The following is a 16,119-nucleotide window of genomic DNA, read 5'->3' as shown; positions in this document are numbered from 1 at the left end:
TCTCAGATGCTTTCAGATAAATTATGGCAGTTTTAGCTAAAATTTTATGAATTTCACAACAAATGTTCCTGAAAGTCAAGAGTATCCACAAAAAGTAACCACAGCAACCTATGAGATAGCCTTAGAGTTCGTAAATCAACTAGTGCTTCAGGCAAGGGGAAAACCCTTGACTAATCCAGAAATTATCGTCATCAGAGGAGCTTGGAACGGGCAAAACTACGAGCAGATGGCTGAAACATCGCCATATAGTCTTAATTATTTACAACGTAGAGTAGCTACTAGGTTATTTGAACTACTCAATGAAATTTTTGAAGAACAACTATGCAAACGAAATTTGCGAAGTTTTTTAGAGGCTTATCTTGGTCAAGATAAAGTATTGACTATTCCGGGAGGACAACTACCTGATATACATAACTTTTATGGACGGACAAAAGAATTAAACCTTCTTAAAAATTTAATTACACAGCAGCATTGTATAGCATTAGTAGGGGTTGCAGGTATTGGCAAAAGTACATTAGCAGCCAGACTCTTAACAGATGCCAGTAAAGAGTTTAAGTCAAAATTTGACTGTTTACTTTGGAAATCAGTTGCTCATACACCCAGAATCGAAGAGTTAGTTACAGAATTACTGGAAATACTAGAACCCCAATTCAACCAGCCCTCATCTACACAAGCAGCAATCACATTGTTGCTTAAGCATTTACAAAAAAAACGTTGTTTATTAGTTTTAGACGAATTTGAAATTTTTCATCAAAATGTAGAGTCAAAATTTTTAGATTATCAATTTTTTATTCGTCGTTTAGTCGAAGAAAACCATAAAAGCTGTTTGATATTAACTAGCAGATTTTTATTAGAAGAATTTGATGATGTAATTAATAAACAGTTTTTTCAAGTCATTAGAGTTGAGGGATTAGATACAACTGCTGCAATGGATTTTTTGCATAGCAAAGGAGTAAGTAATCCCGAAAAATGTCGGCAATTAATCAAGACCTATCGTGGTAATCCTTCAGAAATGGAAGCAGCATTAAATAGGGTTTCTCATTTCTTTGGAAATCAAGATAATTTTTTTGAAAATCCCACAACTCTCATCAGTTTTAGATTTGAAACAATGCTCAATCAGATTTTTGGTGGAACACTGAGCAATGTTGAGAAGCAATTTTTAATTTATTTAGCTGAAAACCTAGTTCCAGGAGAATATGTCAACTTTACAGATTTATTAAAGGACTTCAATTCTCGAAAAGTAGTATCAACTCTAGAATTGATTAAAAATTTAGAAAAACTTGAAAGACTCTCTTTGATAGAGTCTCATAAAAATCCAATCACTAAAGAAATTAGTTTTACACTCCAACCAGTTGTAAAAAAGTACATTATGACAGATCCACTAGGATTAGTTCATTCATCTGACAGTTCATCACCAACAGTTATAAACTACAAGGGGCAGAATGCTATTGCATCTTAACAGAGGTTGCTATCCATGATTTTAGGAAAACTAGAAGTAACTATAAAAATCAACGAACTACCTCAAGCCAAAATAGTAGAAAACAATTGGCAACAGTTTGATATTGATTGTGACGGACGCATCATAACACTCACAGTTAAACCAAAGATTTGGAGGAAGCTATCCGATGCTGCAAGTAACTATCCCCAGTGGGTAGCAGCAATATCCGGTAAAATCGGTCAGCCAACTGAGCATGGGTTCGTCTTAGATGAACCCAATATACAAGTTTTCGAGCGCCAGCCCAAAGAATCAACAATTACACTGGGACAGCTTGAGAAAACCCTACTAACGGGAAATTTTTCCCAAACAAAGGAGGTGAAGAAAATCAACAATCTTGCTGGATGCGAAAATAACCGAAGTTCTGTAAGATCAAGTTTGTCAACAAGTCAACCAACAATGGAGGAAAACAAGACACACATAAAAATTTAAAGGGCAAAACGTACTAAGGAGTACTGCTTTGCCCAGAAATCAGACAATTAAATAATTTCAGAGCGGGGTTAATCTCGGAATGACTAAGAGAGTGGCGTATAGTTTGGCGACTCGAAACCACTAACTTGTCAAGAAGATCCCACGCTGCTTTACTTTGCCATTATAACCAAAAGCGAAAAGTAGAGCTAATTTCTACGTCTTATTTTTGGCAAATTGGCAAAAAATTTATATTTACATTAAATAACTTTTTGTAAAGCAGCACCTCTCTGAAGCTGAAAACCATAGCTATCAGAGGAATCTACTGTGTTAAATGACCAATGCCCACAAGAAGAATCGGGTATTGGGGAGCAAGTGTTGTCTGAGATTTCAGATACTACATTTTCTGAATACCCCAATAATCTCACTGCCGCCGAGTACCATGAGCTAACAGTGGGCAGTGCTATTCATCCATCGCTGATTGAACGCAACTTTTCTCACATTGAAGGTGAAGCAGTCTACGATTATCTATTCATTTCTACCGCTATCCCCCGAAAAAACGCAGGTCGAGTTACAGATGGATTCTTGAGAGCGTATCAATATGTGACGACTGGAGGAATATGGATATCGGGGCTAGACCCCTTCAATAACTGGCGACCAATGGAGTGGGGACGGTTTAAACCTACCAATCCCCGAATTGATTTAGAAAAAGGTAAGCCTGTTAAGTACGAGTCACCACCCAAAACTCCAAACCGAGTTACTTACTTCGATGTATCCGACTATGTTTGGGACTTGGTAGCACAACGGTATAACATCAAGCGATATCACTCCCCTCTAGCACTGCGATTACAAGATAAATACTTTATTGATGCAGGGGGGCAGAAGGGCCGGGGGGCAGAGGGGCAATTCTTGTATAAGTCCTCTCCCCTGCTCCCCCTCTCCCCTGCTCCCCTGCTCTGTTTCTGGGAATGGGTACAGCAACACCCCGAAATTCCGATCATTCTTTGTGAAGGAGAGAAGAAAGCAGCCTGTTTGCTAAGTTTGGGATTTGTAGCGATCGCACTCCCTGGCATTTGGAACGGACGAGTGGGACGCAAGGATTTTGACGAAAGACTGCACCCAGACTTGTTACCACTAGCCCAGCCGGGGCGCAAGTTCCAAATTCTGTTCGACTACGAAACCAAACTAAAAACCCGTTGGTCAGTTTTTCAAGCAACGATGCGGACAGGCATTGCAATTGAGGCGGCTGGATGTGTTTGCGAAGTAGCATTACTGCCAGGCCCCGAAAAAGGTGTGGATGATTTTGTAGTCGAGCGAGGGGAAAATGCCAACACTTTACTAACAGCGATCGCCAACGATGCCCTGTCACTCAAAGATTATCAAAGCTCATTTTTGGTGAAGCACCGGGGGTTGAGGAAGTACAAACCACAAATCATCGTAGATGTACAATACTTAACTCAAGCGCTGTTGGTGAAAGAGGAGGAAGAGAGCAAGGGGGCAGGGGAGCAGGGGAGCAGAGGGGCAGAGGGGCAGAGGGGCAGAGGGGCAGAGGGGCAGGGGGTAGGGGAGAGAACTTGCTGCAAGATTCTCCCATGCCTGATAAATCTATATTCTCGGCTTCCATTTACCGCACTGACAGCACTGACTCACCCAGAAAGTACAGACTGCTCAAAGCTCACAATCCCCAACCAAAATATTTTGTCTTCCCTCGTTCAGGATTGGTAGTCTTGATTAGCGACATGGGAACTGGTAAGACTGAACTCATGCGCCAGTGGCGGGATGCTCACCCAGATGAAAGATTTCTTAACAATGGGCATCGGGTCAACCTGCTGAAAAATCTAGCTGTTCGCCTGGAAACCGCAATGTACTCTGAACTTGGCTATGTGGGCATGACCAAAGCTACAGCACTCAGCATCACTATCGACAGCTTACACAAGCTCAATACCCAGGCATTAACTTATGGTTGTGTCTTCATTGATGAGACTTGCCAATACTTGACGCACTTGTTACTCAGTAAAACCTGTAAGGAACATCGCGCCGCCATCTTGGAAGTACTACATTATATTGTCTACAATGCACCCCTTGTGGTAATTGCCGATGCCCACATGGATGATGTGACTATTGACTTCTTCCTCGCCATGCGACCCGTTGGCGAACAACCCGTGATTATCAAAAACGAGTGGAAGAACGGCGATCGCACTATTTATTGGTACGAAGGTGATGATTCATCCGCCCTGGTGGCTCAAATCTCGGCGGCGCTAATGGCAGGGCAGAAAATCATGGTGGTGTCCGATTCAAAAAGATTCATCAAGAAACTTGAAAAGATGTTTAGTGTGCAAGTTGAAGAAGAAGCAGGGGATCTCTTAGCAGGAGGACAAGGGGAACAGCTTTCTCCCTGCTCCTTGCTCCCTGCTCCCTTGCTCAGTTGTCCCCCTACACCCCTAAGAATATGGTCGATTCACTCCGACAATTCTGGTAGTGAAGAGAATGTAGCCTTCATTAAAGACATTACCAATGCAGTCAAAAACTTAGATGCACTGTTTACTTCTCCCAGTTTGGGAACTGGAGTGGATATCCCCGACTATCATTTTGATTTGGTATTTGGTGTATTTCATGGCGTTTCACAGACGGCGACTGAGTGCGCTCAACAGCTGTGGCGCTATCGCCCAAAAGTTCCGCTTCATGTTTGGGTAGCGAGCAAACCTCCCTTTGGTTACCTCGACACCAACCCTACCAAGATTAAAGAGCAATTACTTCAAACCAACGAAATGACGGCTTTTCTCTTGCGGATTGACCGCGAAACAGGCAAACGGGGTGCTGAAAAAGATTGGGCATTGGACGCTTACTGTCAAATTAAAGCAGCCCGTCACCAATCTCTCAACAATTTACGTGCTGATCTGCGCGATTTATTAACCCAAATGGGCAATACTATCATGTCAGTGGGTGATGAGAATGATGCTCAAGCTTGGGAATATTTGAAAAATGCGGCGGTGGCTCTTGATACTGCCCATAATCATGCTGTCTCTAGGGCTAATAATATTTCTAAAAGTGAGTACCGCTCACGTCAAAGTAAGGATTACTTATCACCTGAAGAGATTTACGAGTGTGAAAAATTCCGTATTCAAGATGCTTACGGTATGGAAGTTACGGAATCTTTAGTAGAGAAAGATAACGGCGGTCGATTAATCGCCGCGATCGCATCCCTGGAAGGCATTCTTTCACCACCATCGGCAATGGTCGTTGAGGAGAGTACCAACAAGCAATACCCTACACCACCAGTCTTTGTCAGTCAAAAAGACCGCACCGAGCGAGACAATTTACCATTTTGTATGGACTGGGGTAATTATTCCGCCAAGTGGTTAGCTCGGTTTAACCTGGGGCTGCATGACATTCTCAAGCGTTTAGTAGCAGGTGCGGAAATTACATCTCATGATCCACATCTATTAAATATGACAGCGATCGCACTTAATTGTGCAGCCCATATCAAAGCTATTCTTGGTTTTACTATTCCCCCCAACTGTCAACCTATCTGGCTGTTGGGGGTTTTGTTAGATCAACTGGGGCTAAAGCTGAGTTATCGCAAGTTTGGCTCGCGTGGTCAACAAGTGAAAATCTTCTCTTTATCGAAGGAAGAACTGGAATTTGCATTCCAGGTTATTGCCCACCGACAAAACAAACGTGCCGAAAAGGAGGCGCAATATCACGCACAATACGGCGATCCGCTGGTATTCACCCCCCCCCATGATGGTATAGGAAATCCCCTATCGGGAGGGGTGGATACTACGAAGTCTGAACTAGAAATAGGGGAGCAGGGGAGCAGGGGAGCAGGGGAGCAAGATTCTTCTCCTACTGAACGAACTGCCTTGCTTCATTGCGTGGAAATGCTGCGTTCTAGCATTGCCCAAGGGGTAGAGGCAATCAAAGGTATTCTCAAGCGCTGGGCTGGGGATTGGCGCTGGCAGACTGTGTTGGAGTTGGAGGCGATCGCTCCACATGAACTGCGCCATCTTGAGCAATCTGTGCCTGATTTTTATCAATTACTTGATGAAGCTGTGCTGCCAACGGAAACATAATCTAGTAACCATTTGAATTTTGAATTCGGAGCGCAGCGAGGTGACCCGTGTGATCACTTTGTCCCCATAAGGAGAGAGAATTAGTTATCAGAATGTGGCTTGTGAGAATCCATGTTCTAATAAGTAAATGCCTGAAACGACTGACACGCAATCCCTCGCCTCTCCCCTGGTGTTGGCGGCTCCTATTCCTTTGTCTGAGCATCCGGCGGCTGTCTATTTGTCATCCCTTGGAGTCGGTTCACGTCCTGCTATGCGTTATGCTCTGTCGGCGATCGCTCGCTTACTCACCAATGGCAATTGTGATGCCATGACTCTCAATTGGGCTGCATTGCGCTATAAACATACTGCGGCGGTACGTGCAGTGTTGATGGAAAATTACACACCAGCTTATGCCAACAAAATGCTGTGCGCTTTGCGGCGAGTTTTAAAAGAAGCTTTACGGTTAGAGTTGATGACTGCTCAAGATTTTGCTCGTGCTGTGGATATTGCGAATATTAAGGTTAGTAAACAGTTGCGGGGACGCGCCCTGAGTCCTACAGAAATTGCTGCTTTGATGGCAGTTTGCTTTGATGACCCTACACCCACTGGTTACAGAGATGCAGCTTTGTTAACTATCCTCCGTGGTGCTGGATTGCGCCGAACTGAAGTGGTGAATTTAGATTTAGGTGATTTTGAGCAAAGCACAAGTGCTTTAAAAGTACGTGGAGGTAAAGGTGGGAAAGACCGGAGTGTGTATTTACCAGATAGCGGTCTAGATGTGTTGTTAGATTGGTTGAGCATTAGGGGGGTGGCTGCTGGCCCTTTGTTATGTCATGTCAATAAATCAGGGCGGGTGGTGCTACGACGGCTAACTTCTCAAGCTGTGTTGTTTATTTTGCAAAAGCGTGGTCAGCAAGTGGGAGTGAGAGACTTTTCGGCTCACGATTTCCGACGCACTTTTATTTCTGAATTGCTGGACTCTGGCGTTGATATTTCTACAGTGCAAAAACTGGCTGGTCATGCTAGTCCTGAGTTAACTGCTAGATACGACCGCCGCGACGAGCAAACCAAAAAACGTGCTGTTCAAAATTTGAACATCCCTGGTTCTCGCAAAAAATCTCAAAGTTGACCAGATAAAGTAAAAGAAAGGTGAACCAGAAAAGAACACTAACGGTGAAGAAAGAATGGCACAGGTAACAGCAATCACAGAAGTGATTACCAGTTTGAGCGAAGCAGAAACTCGCTTTGGTTTAGTTCGCGTTGAGTCAGAGCAATTTTTTCCAGAGTGGTCTAGTAAATTACCTGAAATTACAGAAGCAGGAAAAGCAACGCTTGATGTACTACGACGTAGATATTTATACCACCGTGGCGAAGGTGATTTATTAGAAGGAACAGTCATGTTGCTAGTGGTGTCGCCGTTACTCGCACTGTCTGGATTTTACGATCCACCATTCAGGATTAAAGCAGAATCATCTGTGGATTTGGTACTCTCTGATGGCGAAGAAGTGCTGCGTGGTCGAATTGATGTTTTGGTACTACAAAATCAGTTATGGGTGATGGTGTTAGAGTCCAAAAAAACCACACTTTCGATTTGGTCGGCTGTACCGCAAGCCCTAGCTTATCTAATGGCTAACCCTCAACCCGATAAACCCGTGTTTGGTATGGTAACAAATGGGGACGATGTTTTATTTATCAAGGTAAAGTGGGAAGCAGGCAGACCACAATATGATTTGTCACGGGTCTTTGCCCTGTTTACATCTGCTAAAGAACTCTACAAGATTTTACAGATTCTTCAGCGTATTGGTCAGGTAATCTGTGATATCTCGCCTTAAGTCTCGTGTTACCCTGGCGGAAAATTAACTCTGGTCTGAATCGTCCCCGGCTAAGGCTTCCACTTTTTTAGCATAAACCCTAAAATTTATATACTTTGGTATATATATGGTGTAGACATGGGTAACACAGAACGTGAATCGATTAACTTCAAGCTCCCCAAACCCCTGACAATGGCACTCCGCACTGCTGCACGAGAACGTAATACTACTGCAACTGATTTAGTGATCCAAGGCTTGCATCAAGTCCTGGGACAAGTAGCGGGTACAGAATTGAGTATAGAAAGTCGTCTACACCAACTCGAAGCCCAATTTACCCAAATAGAAACTCGTGTAGAACCTGGTGTAGAATCTGGTGTAGACGATAGCTCACAACAGAGGCTCTCTCTGCTGGAGCAAAAAACTGAAGCGATCGCCCAAAAGTTAGCAAAAATAGAAGGAGCAATCTCAATACTCTCTCAACGTTCTTCAACGGGTTCGAGGCGACAGTCTTTTAACTATCACCCACCCCACCTAGAACTGCAAGCATATCAGGGAGAAAATTTAGCTAAAAGATTGGGTGTCGATTTGGCAACTTTAGAGCGAGAGCAGAGTACTCAGACTCCAAAGGATTTTGAAAGGTGGTGTAGATCGAGAGATCCTGGTTCTGTGGCGTGGCAAAGGCGCGATGATGGACTGTACCACCCCATCAAATGAGAGACTATTTATATAGAGTAAGATTTATCACTAGTGTATTGTTAGTCATCTGAGATAGTTCAGTTGTAAAATAGGAAGCTGAGAAGATTATTGATGATTTAGAGTCTAAATCAGTGGCAGTAAACTTAATTACTGCATTACTCTTCTACATCCTTAAGTGCTTCATCCAGTAGCATTCGTACAATCTCAGCCAAAACAGCACCGGAACTACAGGCTGGATCAGAGAAGTGGGGGAAGCGATCAGTTTCTTAGAGGAAAAGACGACCCAGTGCGTAGCTTGCCGCCTTTGGCAGACGCTCGTAAACTCGCTAACGCTGCGCTATCGCTCATCCCCCAAAACTGTGCAGTAGACAAAAACATACTACAACTGTATTATTGATATTAATCTCAATTACAAATACTACAAATCTTCAATGATCAGCAGATTCTCTTCAAACATTAGTAACGCGGTGCATTGCCGACTCAACAAGGGTTTAGGCGGAGTAATTGCGCTGTTTGCGTTTGAGGGAACATATTGCTTTGTCGGCGGTAAATCTGCAAGTGTTGGCATTTTAGGAGCAATTGCTGAATGGCTGAATCCAGATCAACTTATTCAGAGCGGGAGGTGCAGATGTCTAGCACCAACATAGGGACAAAAGTATCAACTACCTGACCCCCGCTTCTTTTCATCCAGAGGCGGGGGTTATTTTTTTAGGAGTGAATCACATGGAAGCTCAACCACCTTTTCAGCAAGCACACATATTACAAAAATCAGTGGTGGTGTTCTCTAAAAACTACCTACCACTAGCACGCATCAACATCAAACGAGCAATAGTACTGTTAGTCACAGGTCAAGCAGAGTCTGTGAATTTTGGTACTACAAAGCAGTGGGAAGTGCGTTCTCCTAGTGTTGTACTACAAGTACCAGAACACATTCGCTTAACCATTGGTAATCCCGAACGCCACTGGAAAGTACCGCCAGTAAACCGTCGTGAGGTTTTGAAGCGTGATAACCACACCTGCCAATATTGCGGTAGTACCAAGCATCTCACACTTGACCATGTAATCCCTCGCTCCAAGGGTGGGCAGCATACCTGGGACAACGTTGTAATAGCGTGTGAGAAGTGTAACTCAACCAAAGGCGATCGCTTGCCTCATGAAGCGGGAATGGTACTGAAAAACAAGCCCAAAGCTCCAATTCATCCAGCAGTAGCATTTGCTGAACAGTTTTGGAATATGCAACGCCTAAGCGAGAACGAGTAATTTACTTCAACGTTAGTCACAGAGGGCAATACAGCTATTAAGCAACCCTTGCCCTCTCATTTCTCAAAAAAGTTTGTAGTACGCCCTTGACACCTTGTAATACATTATGTAGTATAAATGTAGCGGAAGACTACAGCCTCTCAAAAAGGCATAGAGCAAACACATCAGAACCATGAAAACTGAATAATTGCCATCTAACGTGGGGGTGTAGCTTAGTCCGGTTTAAAGCAGTCGCCTGTCGAGCGAAAGAACGTGGGTTCAAATCCCATCATCCCCGTGTAGCCTTGTGGACGACTAGATAAGTCGCTTTGATTCTCAGTCAAAGAGAAGCGGGTGCAACTCCCGTCGAGGCTTCTAAATGTGTCCGAGTAGCCAAGTGGGAAGGCGTTGGTCTGCAAAACCAATCATCGTGGGTTCAACTCCCACCTCGGACTCCAAGCATTGCAGCGTCACCTAACGGCAAGGTACTCGGCTCTATCCCTTGAGTATACGGGTACCCTTCGGGAACGCTTACGCGAACAACTCCCGTCGCTGCTACCAAATGCACAGATGGTGTAATTGGCAACACTACAGTCTCCAAAACTGTTGTTCTGGGTTCAAATCCTTGTCTGTGCGTTGATGGTGCAGAAGCGAAGTGGTCGAGCGACACGTCTTTCAAGCGTGTAATTAGCGGGTACTCTTCGAGAACGCTAACGCGAACGAGTCCCGTCTGCACTACTAAATCTTTCATAGGTCGGCTCGCCTATCAGCGTGGGCAACTAACTGTCTGTAAAACAGCCGCTTCTTGCGTTGCAGGTGCGACTCCTGCCCGACCTATCAACAATGGAGAGTAAATCGATCAGGCGATCGGCGCTGTTTGCTAAACAGATGGGATTGCATCTGTGGTTCGAGTCCACTGCTCTCCGCCTTATGAGAACGTGGTGTAACTGGATAACACATCAGTCTACGAAACTGAAAAGTGAAGGTTCAAGTCCTTCCGTTCTCGCTTTACCCCCCGGTAGCTCAGTTGGTAGTAGCGCCTGTTTGAAGAACAGGAGGTCGTCGGATCGAAACCGACCTGGGGGACTGGCACATTGCCCTATAGCTCAATGGCAGAGCAAGCGGCTGTTAACCGCGAGGTTGTAGGTTCAAGTCCTACTGGGGCAGCCATTTATTACCGAGTAGACGAATTGGTAGAGTCACCTGTCTCTGAAACAGGAGTTTGTAGGTACCCTTCGGGAAGCAAGCTACAAACCCTACCTCGGCAGCCATTTATTGGGAAGTAGGCAAATAGGCAAAGCCGTCGCACTTTGAATGCGAAGTTTGAGGGTTCGATTCCTTCCTTCCCAGTCTATACTCCTGTAGCCCAATTGGAAGAGGCGGCTGTCTCAAAAACAGTCTGTGTACGGGTTCGACTCCCGTCAGGAGTACCAAATTATGCTGCTGTAACCCAACTGGAAGAGGTGCTGGTCTTAGAAACCAGAGGTTGTGGGTTCAACTCCCACTCTTCTGTATTATCCGGGTGTGGTGTAGCTTGGCAGCACTCCTGTTTTGGGAACAGGCGGTCGTAGGTTCAAATCCTACCACTCGGATTCATGGGTCGTTAGCTCAATGGCTAGAGTTGCCGCCTTTTAAGCGGACTGATCAGAGTTCGACTCTCTGGCGACCCACCAAACATGGGCGTTTGGCAGAACGGTTATGCTCCTGACTCTTAATCAGGCAAATGCAGGTTCAACTCCTGTAGCGCCCACCAAATAATACCCCTGTGATGCAATTGGTAGACATGACCCGCTTAAAACAGGTTTTCTACAGGTTCAAATCCTGTCAGGGGTATTTGGTGACATCGCGGGGATGGAGTAACAGTTGGCTCGTCAGCCTCATAAGCTGAAAATCAGTAGGTGCAATTCCTACCCCCGTCACCAAAATTAGTGCTGGTGTAGCTCAATGTGGCAGAGCAACTGACTTGTAATCAGTAGGTTGTGGGTTCAACTCCTGTCACCAGCTTGACTAACGCGATCATGGTGTAATGGCAGCATCAGAGTTTTCCAAACTCACGGTACGAGTACCCTGCGGGAAGCAAGCTACGAGTCTCGTTGATCGCTTTGAACCATGTAGGTTCTTAAATGCGGGTGTGATGTAGTGGCTAGCATCTGAGTGCGCCACACTCAGCGCATGGGTTCGAGTCCCATCACTCGCTCTCATAGCCCTGTAACTCACTGGGGAGAGTGCCTCTCTTACAAAGAGGAAGTCACTCTTTCAATTCCTGCCAGGGCTACCAATTTATGGGAGTGTCGCCTAATGGATGGGCATCGATCTTCTAAATCGACCGATGTAGGTTCAATTCCTACCGCTCCTGCTTATGGGTCTGTAGCTTAACTGGGAAAGCGTCTGCCTTGCAAGCAGAAAGATGTCGGTTCAAATCCGACCAGTATCCACTGATGGTGTCTGAAGCCAAAGCGGTCGCGGCGCTGGTTTGTGAAACCAGTCATTAGGGAGTTCAAGTCTCCTTAGACACCCCTGAATGGAAGATGCTGCTCAAGGGAGGGCAACTAGTCTTGAAAACTAGAGCAGGGTAACACCTGGGGGTTCAATTCCTCCATCTTCCGCCTTCCACCTGAAGCCGAAAAGTGAGGCGCTGTGCTGATAACACAGAAATAGGAGGGGCAGTACCTCCCTGGTGGATTAGCTTTTCAATTGGTTCAATGCTAGTAAGAGTTTCCAAGAGAACTGCTGGATGCGTAGGTGCAGCCCGTCGTAGACATTGATCGCTCTGCATTATCTGTACCTCCACCAAAAAAAACAGTCGTTGTGACCGGGCTTTTGTGGGGTATATTCCCCTGGTTATTTATAGAAGTTATATATAATTCGCCATTCTGATAATTACTACCACCTGGGCGTTAACAATTTCGGAAAACTGTGTTTGTTTATAAAAATGTCCTTCTATCTAACGAGTGATGGTCTACAATCGACTTTATAGTTATTGCCAACACAAGCAAAATAGCGATCACCTATGGTGGGCGCTTGCGCCATCGCCTACTTTGTAATTTTTCACTGTCCCCAGTTGTATTACCCTTGTCCTAGCGCTACAATCTGCCTGTATTAGAAGCATTTTTAATTACAACTGTAATTTATTACTTGTGAGCAAAACCCGCATTATTGCGCTATTTAACCAAAGTGGTGGGGTTGCTAAGACCACACTTACCCAAAACTTAGGCTACCACCTTGCACTCAAAAAACGTCAAGTCTTATTAGTGGATATGGACCCGCAAGCTAGTTTGACTACTTTCATGGGACTTGAACCCGACGAATTGAGCATCAGCATCCAGCAATCAATAGTAGATAACAAGCCATTACCCATTCATCCTGAACTAATTCACGGTATGGCACTTGTCCCGGCTGATATTAACCTTGCTGCTAGTGAAATGCAGCTAGCAAGTGCGATCGCTAGAGAATATCGTCTGAAAAATGCCTTGGTCACAGTACAAGATAAATACGATTTTATTTTGATTGACTGTCCCCCATCACTGGGCTTACTCAGCATTATCAGCCTGACTGCGGCAACTCATATTCTTGTCCCTATCCAATGCCAGTTTAAGTCATTCAAGGGAACAGAACTTTTACTCAATACAATCACCCAAGTACGCAGTCATACCAATCCCGGCTTGCAATTTGCGGGATTTGTACCCACAATGTTTGATGGTCGTACTGCCCAAGAGTCGCGTACACTTAAAGCTGTGCAAGAACAATTATCAGACATTGGCACTGTCTACCCACCAATCCCCAAAACTATTGCCTTTGCTGATGCCTCTGAGCGCAGACTACCACTAGGATTATTTGATAAAAATCACCCGGCTGTGGGTGTACTCAAAAAAATTGCCAACAGTATAGATAAACTTGAAGTAAAACCGTGAGCAGTAAACGTAACGAACCTTACGCCGCCATTAAAAAACCCGTTGATCTGCTGTTTGGCAGCAGCATTACGCAGCCTGACACTAAAACCAACCCTGCTAATACTGTCCCCATTACCCAAATCAAGCTGCCTCTCTCACAGCCTCGCCGCTACTTTGACGAGCAGAAGCTGGAAGAACTATCACGCTCCATCAAAGAACTAGGCATCCTTGAACCTCTGTTGGTGCGTCCCCTAGTGGGTGAAGAGTATGAACTTGTGGCAGGGGAGCGCCGTTTCAGGGCTGCCCAACTTGCTCTCCTAACGGAAGTCCCCGTGATTATCCGCGAAATGGATGATATCACCACCTCTAAGGTGCAGCTTGTTGAAAATCTCCAGCGTGAAGACCTAAATCCTGTAGAAGAAACTGAGGGCATACTTGAACTATTGAGCATTGAACTCAGTATTAGTAAAAACGAGGTGATCTCCGTCCTCAACTCTGCTGCCAATGCCAAAAAGCGAAACTTAGATTTGACGGAAAACGTTTTCCGTCAGCTTGAAACTATTGAAACTATCCTTTCAGCTATCGGTAGATTTAGTGCTGAAAGTTTTCGCGTCAGCCGCATTCCTTTACTCAATCTCCCGGCTGATGTACTAGAAACGCTGCGTCAGGGACAAATCGAATATACCAAAGCACGAGCGATCGCCCGACTTCAAGATGAGGAAACCAGAAAGCAACTCCTAGAAGATGCGATCGCCTACAACCTCTCATTAAGTGAAATCAAGCGCAAGATTAAAGAAATTGAGCAGCAGACTAAATCAGAAACTCCATCCTTAAAAGACAAAGCTGATGACACATTTCGTCGCTTTAAAAAATCCCAAGTTTGGGATGACCCCAAGAAAAAAGCAAAGGTAGAGAAGTTGTTGGCTCAGTTAGATGAATTGATGCAAGATGACAATCACCTGTGAACCAAGATGTTGAACGAAAACAGGGGGCGGGGAAAAATTGTTTGCCAAGAGGTTACATTGCTTTCATCCACATCGTTTGTCCAGATAAGGTTCAAAGCCTTGCCCCTGGCGATGCCCTGAGCGCAGTTGAAGGGATCTTGCCGTAAAGCCTGTGGCATAGCTACGCTTAGGGCGCAGCCTCTCGGAGAAAAGGGTGGACGATAGCTTCCCTTGCTTCCTCGCTTCCTTAGTTGAAGCCCCAACGCCAGTTCTCTCAAGTCTGGGGAAAACCTCTTCGGGTGACGCTACGCACAGTCGCTGCTACGCTAACGGCAGTCCACTCGGCGGCATAGCTGCACGTGTGGCTGCACTCACCGCCCACGAGACTGGCTCCCCTAGTGGGTGGTTTTTCTCCTCTGCTCCCCTGCTTTTTACCCCTGAGTCAACTTTTTCTCAAATCTGAATACATTAACCGAATTTAAAATCAAAAATCATTGTGGGGTATATATGGGTGTTATATATACCCCAAAGACAGTAGAGAAGTTTTTTAGAAAAATAACACCTATATAGGGTATATTTAGGTAATGCTTAGGGTATTTTATCGCCAGCAAAATTTTATACCCCAAATAACACCCATGTCAAATATTCACGTATTACAAAAAATTTTCCCAGCAGGATTTGATAACGGTTACGGCAGTCTAAAACTGTTAGTAGAAGGATTTGAAGTCATTCGCGTCCCTAGCTATATTTCCTATTCAGAAATGGAAGACGTAGCAGGAAGAGTAATTCTCAACGGGAATGCTTACACAGTTGGGGAATCAGCATTCCGTGCCGGAAATCACTTCGAGCGCAACACAGATAGCAATGAAAACAAAATCAAGAATGCACTATTGACGTTGTTAGGAGCATTAGCACATTTGCCACACCGTAAAGCGTGGCATTTAAAATTAGTAGTCAGCTTACATGATGTAGCATTAGCCGAGAATTTGAAGAAAGTATTAAATGGAGAATACCAGCCAATACTGGCGGGGAAAGCGTCATTCGTAAAGATAGAAGTGCTGAAAGTAGTACCAGAGGGAATAGGCGCATTATTTGGGCAGCAACTACCCAAAAAATTAACAGTTTTAGACTTTGGTAATGGTACAACACTATATTCGCGTTACAACCAAGGAAAGCGAGAAGTACATACACCCTATCCAACAGGTGTAGAAGTTCTCATAGATGAAATTGCCCAGAAAATGAAACATCTGAATGGAGGTAAAGTCGGTGAGGTATCGAAGATTAGATTTTGTCTAGAAATGGGGCATACCAGATATAGTCGTGACATCGATATCAAAGATATCTATAGTGCTTGTTTAAAAGATTGGTACGAGAAATACCTAAAAAAAATGGTGAATATGGCACTTGATGCCAAACACCAAGGAGATGAAATTTGGGCGATTGGTGGAGGGTGTCTGCTACCTGGACTGAAGAAGCTGCTAGAGAAGAACGGGTTCAAAGTTTTAGACAATCCAGTAGAAGCTAATGCTGTCGGGCTTTTAGAAATGGCAAAAGCGATTGTAAACAAGAACGGGTAATTACAAT

General features: G+C 44.6%; 10 protein-coding genes, 21 tRNA genes and 1 pseudogene. 31 read left to right on the top strand and 1 reads right to left on the bottom strand.

Annotated elements, in window-relative coordinates; all coding sequences use genetic code 11:
- The first annotated feature begins 166 nt into the window (after positions 1-166).
- From FD725_RS29445 to FD725_RS29305, 28 genes and pseudogenes are all read left to right on the top strand, one after another.
- The gene (locus FD725_RS29445; protein ID WP_256872009.1) at positions 167-1,459 is read left to right on the top strand and encodes an NACHT domain-containing NTPase; all 1,293 of its coding nucleotides are present in this window, start codon (positions 167-169) and stop codon (positions 1,457-1,459) included.
- Positions 1,460-1,474: 15 nt separating this feature from the next.
- On the top strand, positions 1,475-1,927 hold the full coding sequence (locus FD725_RS32805) for a hypothetical protein (protein WP_256872008.1): 453 nt from the start codon (positions 1,475-1,477) through the stop codon (positions 1,925-1,927).
- 303 nt (positions 1,928-2,230) lie between these two features.
- Positions 2,231-5,976, top strand: a pseudogene (locus FD725_RS29430) (plasmid replication protein, CyRepA1 family).
- Between the two features lie 127 nt (positions 5,977-6,103).
- Complete coding sequence (locus FD725_RS29425; RefSeq protein WP_179051767.1) at positions 6,104-7,084, top strand: site-specific integrase; 981 nt, start codon at positions 6,104-6,106, stop codon at positions 7,082-7,084.
- Positions 7,085-7,139: 55 nt separating this feature from the next.
- Complete coding sequence (locus FD725_RS29420; RefSeq protein WP_179051766.1) at positions 7,140-7,787, top strand: type I restriction enzyme HsdR N-terminal domain-containing protein; 648 nt, start codon at positions 7,140-7,142, stop codon at positions 7,785-7,787.
- A gap of 117 nt (positions 7,788-7,904) precedes the next feature.
- Positions 7,905-8,480, top strand: a complete 576-nt coding sequence (locus tag FD725_RS29415) for a hypothetical protein (protein ID WP_179051765.1) — start codon at positions 7,905-7,907, stop codon at positions 8,478-8,480.
- A 705-nt stretch (positions 8,481-9,185) separates the two neighbouring features.
- Complete coding sequence (locus FD725_RS29410) at positions 9,186-9,722, top strand: HNH endonuclease (protein WP_179051764.1); 537 nt, start codon at positions 9,186-9,188, stop codon at positions 9,720-9,722.
- Between the two features lie 201 nt (positions 9,723-9,923).
- A tRNA-Asp gene (locus FD725_RS29405) sits at positions 9,924-9,999 on the top strand.
- 85 nt (positions 10,000-10,084) lie between these two features.
- Positions 10,085-10,159, top strand: a tRNA-Cys gene (locus FD725_RS29400).
- A 106-nt stretch (positions 10,160-10,265) separates the two neighbouring features.
- A tRNA-Trp gene (locus FD725_RS29395) sits at positions 10,266-10,337 on the top strand.
- Positions 10,338-10,342: 5 nt separating this feature from the next.
- Positions 10,343-10,439, top strand: a tRNA-Glu gene (locus FD725_RS29390).
- Positions 10,440-10,633: 194 nt separating this feature from the next.
- A tRNA-Arg gene (locus FD725_RS29385) sits at positions 10,634-10,707 on the top strand.
- Positions 10,708-10,713: 6 nt separating this feature from the next.
- Positions 10,714-10,787 (top strand) — tRNA-Phe (locus FD725_RS29380).
- Between the two features lie 9 nt (positions 10,788-10,796).
- Positions 10,797-10,871, top strand: a tRNA-Asn gene (locus FD725_RS29375).
- 5 nt (positions 10,872-10,876) lie between these two features.
- Positions 10,877-10,972 (top strand) — tRNA-Gln (locus tag FD725_RS29370).
- 5 nt (positions 10,973-10,977) lie between these two features.
- A tRNA-Gln gene (locus FD725_RS29365) sits at positions 10,978-11,051 on the top strand.
- A gap of 5 nt (positions 11,052-11,056) precedes the next feature.
- A tRNA-Leu gene (locus FD725_RS29360) sits at positions 11,057-11,134 on the top strand.
- Between the two features lie 85 nt (positions 11,135-11,219).
- Positions 11,220-11,293, top strand: a tRNA-Pro gene (locus FD725_RS29355).
- A gap of 5 nt (positions 11,294-11,298) precedes the next feature.
- Positions 11,299-11,374: transfer RNA gene (locus tag FD725_RS29350), tRNA-Lys, on the top strand.
- Between the two features lie 5 nt (positions 11,375-11,379).
- Positions 11,380-11,454, top strand: a tRNA-Lys gene (locus FD725_RS29345).
- Between the two features lie 6 nt (positions 11,455-11,460).
- Positions 11,461-11,534 (top strand) — tRNA-Leu (locus FD725_RS29340).
- A 12-nt stretch (positions 11,535-11,546) separates the two neighbouring features.
- A tRNA-Met gene (locus tag FD725_RS29335) sits at positions 11,547-11,623 on the top strand.
- A gap of 8 nt (positions 11,624-11,631) precedes the next feature.
- Positions 11,632-11,705: transfer RNA gene (locus tag FD725_RS29330), tRNA-Thr, on the top strand.
- Positions 11,706-11,826: 121 nt separating this feature from the next.
- A tRNA-Gly gene (locus FD725_RS29325) sits at positions 11,827-11,898 on the top strand.
- A 5-nt stretch (positions 11,899-11,903) separates the two neighbouring features.
- Positions 11,904-11,979 (top strand) — tRNA-Val (locus FD725_RS29320).
- A 6-nt stretch (positions 11,980-11,985) separates the two neighbouring features.
- Positions 11,986-12,057 (top strand) — tRNA-Arg (locus FD725_RS29315).
- 5 nt (positions 12,058-12,062) lie between these two features.
- Positions 12,063-12,136, top strand: a tRNA-Ala gene (locus tag FD725_RS29310).
- 88 nt (positions 12,137-12,224) lie between these two features.
- Positions 12,225-12,307, top strand: a tRNA-Ser gene (locus FD725_RS29305).
- Here FD725_RS29305 and FD725_RS29300 read toward each other — a convergent pair.
- On the bottom strand, positions 12,289-12,477 hold the full coding sequence (locus FD725_RS29300) for a hypothetical protein (RefSeq protein ID WP_179051763.1): 189 nt from the start codon (positions 12,475-12,477) through the stop codon (positions 12,289-12,291). The two genes, FD725_RS29305 and FD725_RS29300, sit on opposite strands and share 19 nt — an antisense overlap.
- A gap of 361 nt (positions 12,478-12,838) precedes the next feature.
- Between FD725_RS29300 and FD725_RS29295 the strand changes: the two genes are divergently transcribed.
- From FD725_RS29295 to FD725_RS29285, 3 genes are all read left to right on the top strand, one after another.
- Positions 12,839-13,612, top strand: a complete 774-nt coding sequence (locus FD725_RS29295) for a ParA family protein (protein WP_179051762.1) — start codon at positions 12,839-12,841, stop codon at positions 13,610-13,612.
- A complete protein-coding gene (locus FD725_RS29290; RefSeq protein WP_179051761.1) occupies positions 13,609-14,556 on the top strand; it encodes a ParB/RepB/Spo0J family partition protein in 948 nt (315 codons plus the stop codon). The genes FD725_RS29295 and FD725_RS29290 overlap by 4 nt, the downstream gene beginning before the upstream one ends.
- Positions 14,557-15,170: 614 nt before the next feature.
- On the top strand, positions 15,171-16,112 hold the full coding sequence (locus FD725_RS29285; protein ID WP_179051760.1) for a ParM/StbA family protein: 942 nt from the start codon (positions 15,171-15,173) through the stop codon (positions 16,110-16,112).
- Positions 16,113-16,119: the final 7 nt, after the last annotated feature.

The organism is Nostoc sp. TCL26-01 (assembly GCF_013393945.1).
In the GTDB taxonomy this organism is placed as follows: Bacteria; Cyanobacteriota; Cyanobacteriia; order Cyanobacteriales; family Nostocaceae; genus Trichormus.
This window is presented reverse-complemented; position numbering and strand designations above follow the sequence as displayed.

Excerpts from the sequence above, each read along its gene's own strand:
- FD725_RS29285 (WP_179051760.1), top strand. The coding sequence starts at position 15,171 with ATGTCAAATATTCACGTATTACAAAAAATTTTCCCAGCAGGATTTGAT.
- FD725_RS32805 (WP_256872008.1), top strand. The coding sequence starts at position 1,475 with ATGATTTTAGGAAAACTAGAAGTAACTATAAAAATCAACGAACTACCT.
- FD725_RS29420 (WP_179051766.1), top strand. The coding sequence starts at position 7,140 with ATGGCACAGGTAACAGCAATCACAGAAGTGATTACCAGTTTGAGCGAA.
- FD725_RS29415 (WP_179051765.1), top strand. The coding sequence starts at position 7,905 with ATGGGTAACACAGAACGTGAATCGATTAACTTCAAGCTCCCCAAACCC.
- FD725_RS29425 (WP_179051767.1), top strand. The coding sequence starts at position 6,104 with ATGCCTGAAACGACTGACACGCAATCCCTCGCCTCTCCCCTGGTGTTG.
- FD725_RS29410 (WP_179051764.1), top strand. The coding sequence starts at position 9,186 with ATGGAAGCTCAACCACCTTTTCAGCAAGCACACATATTACAAAAATCA.
- FD725_RS29300 (WP_179051763.1), bottom strand. The coding sequence starts at position 12,477 with ATGCAGAGCGATCAATGTCTACGACGGGCTGCACCTACGCATCCAGCA.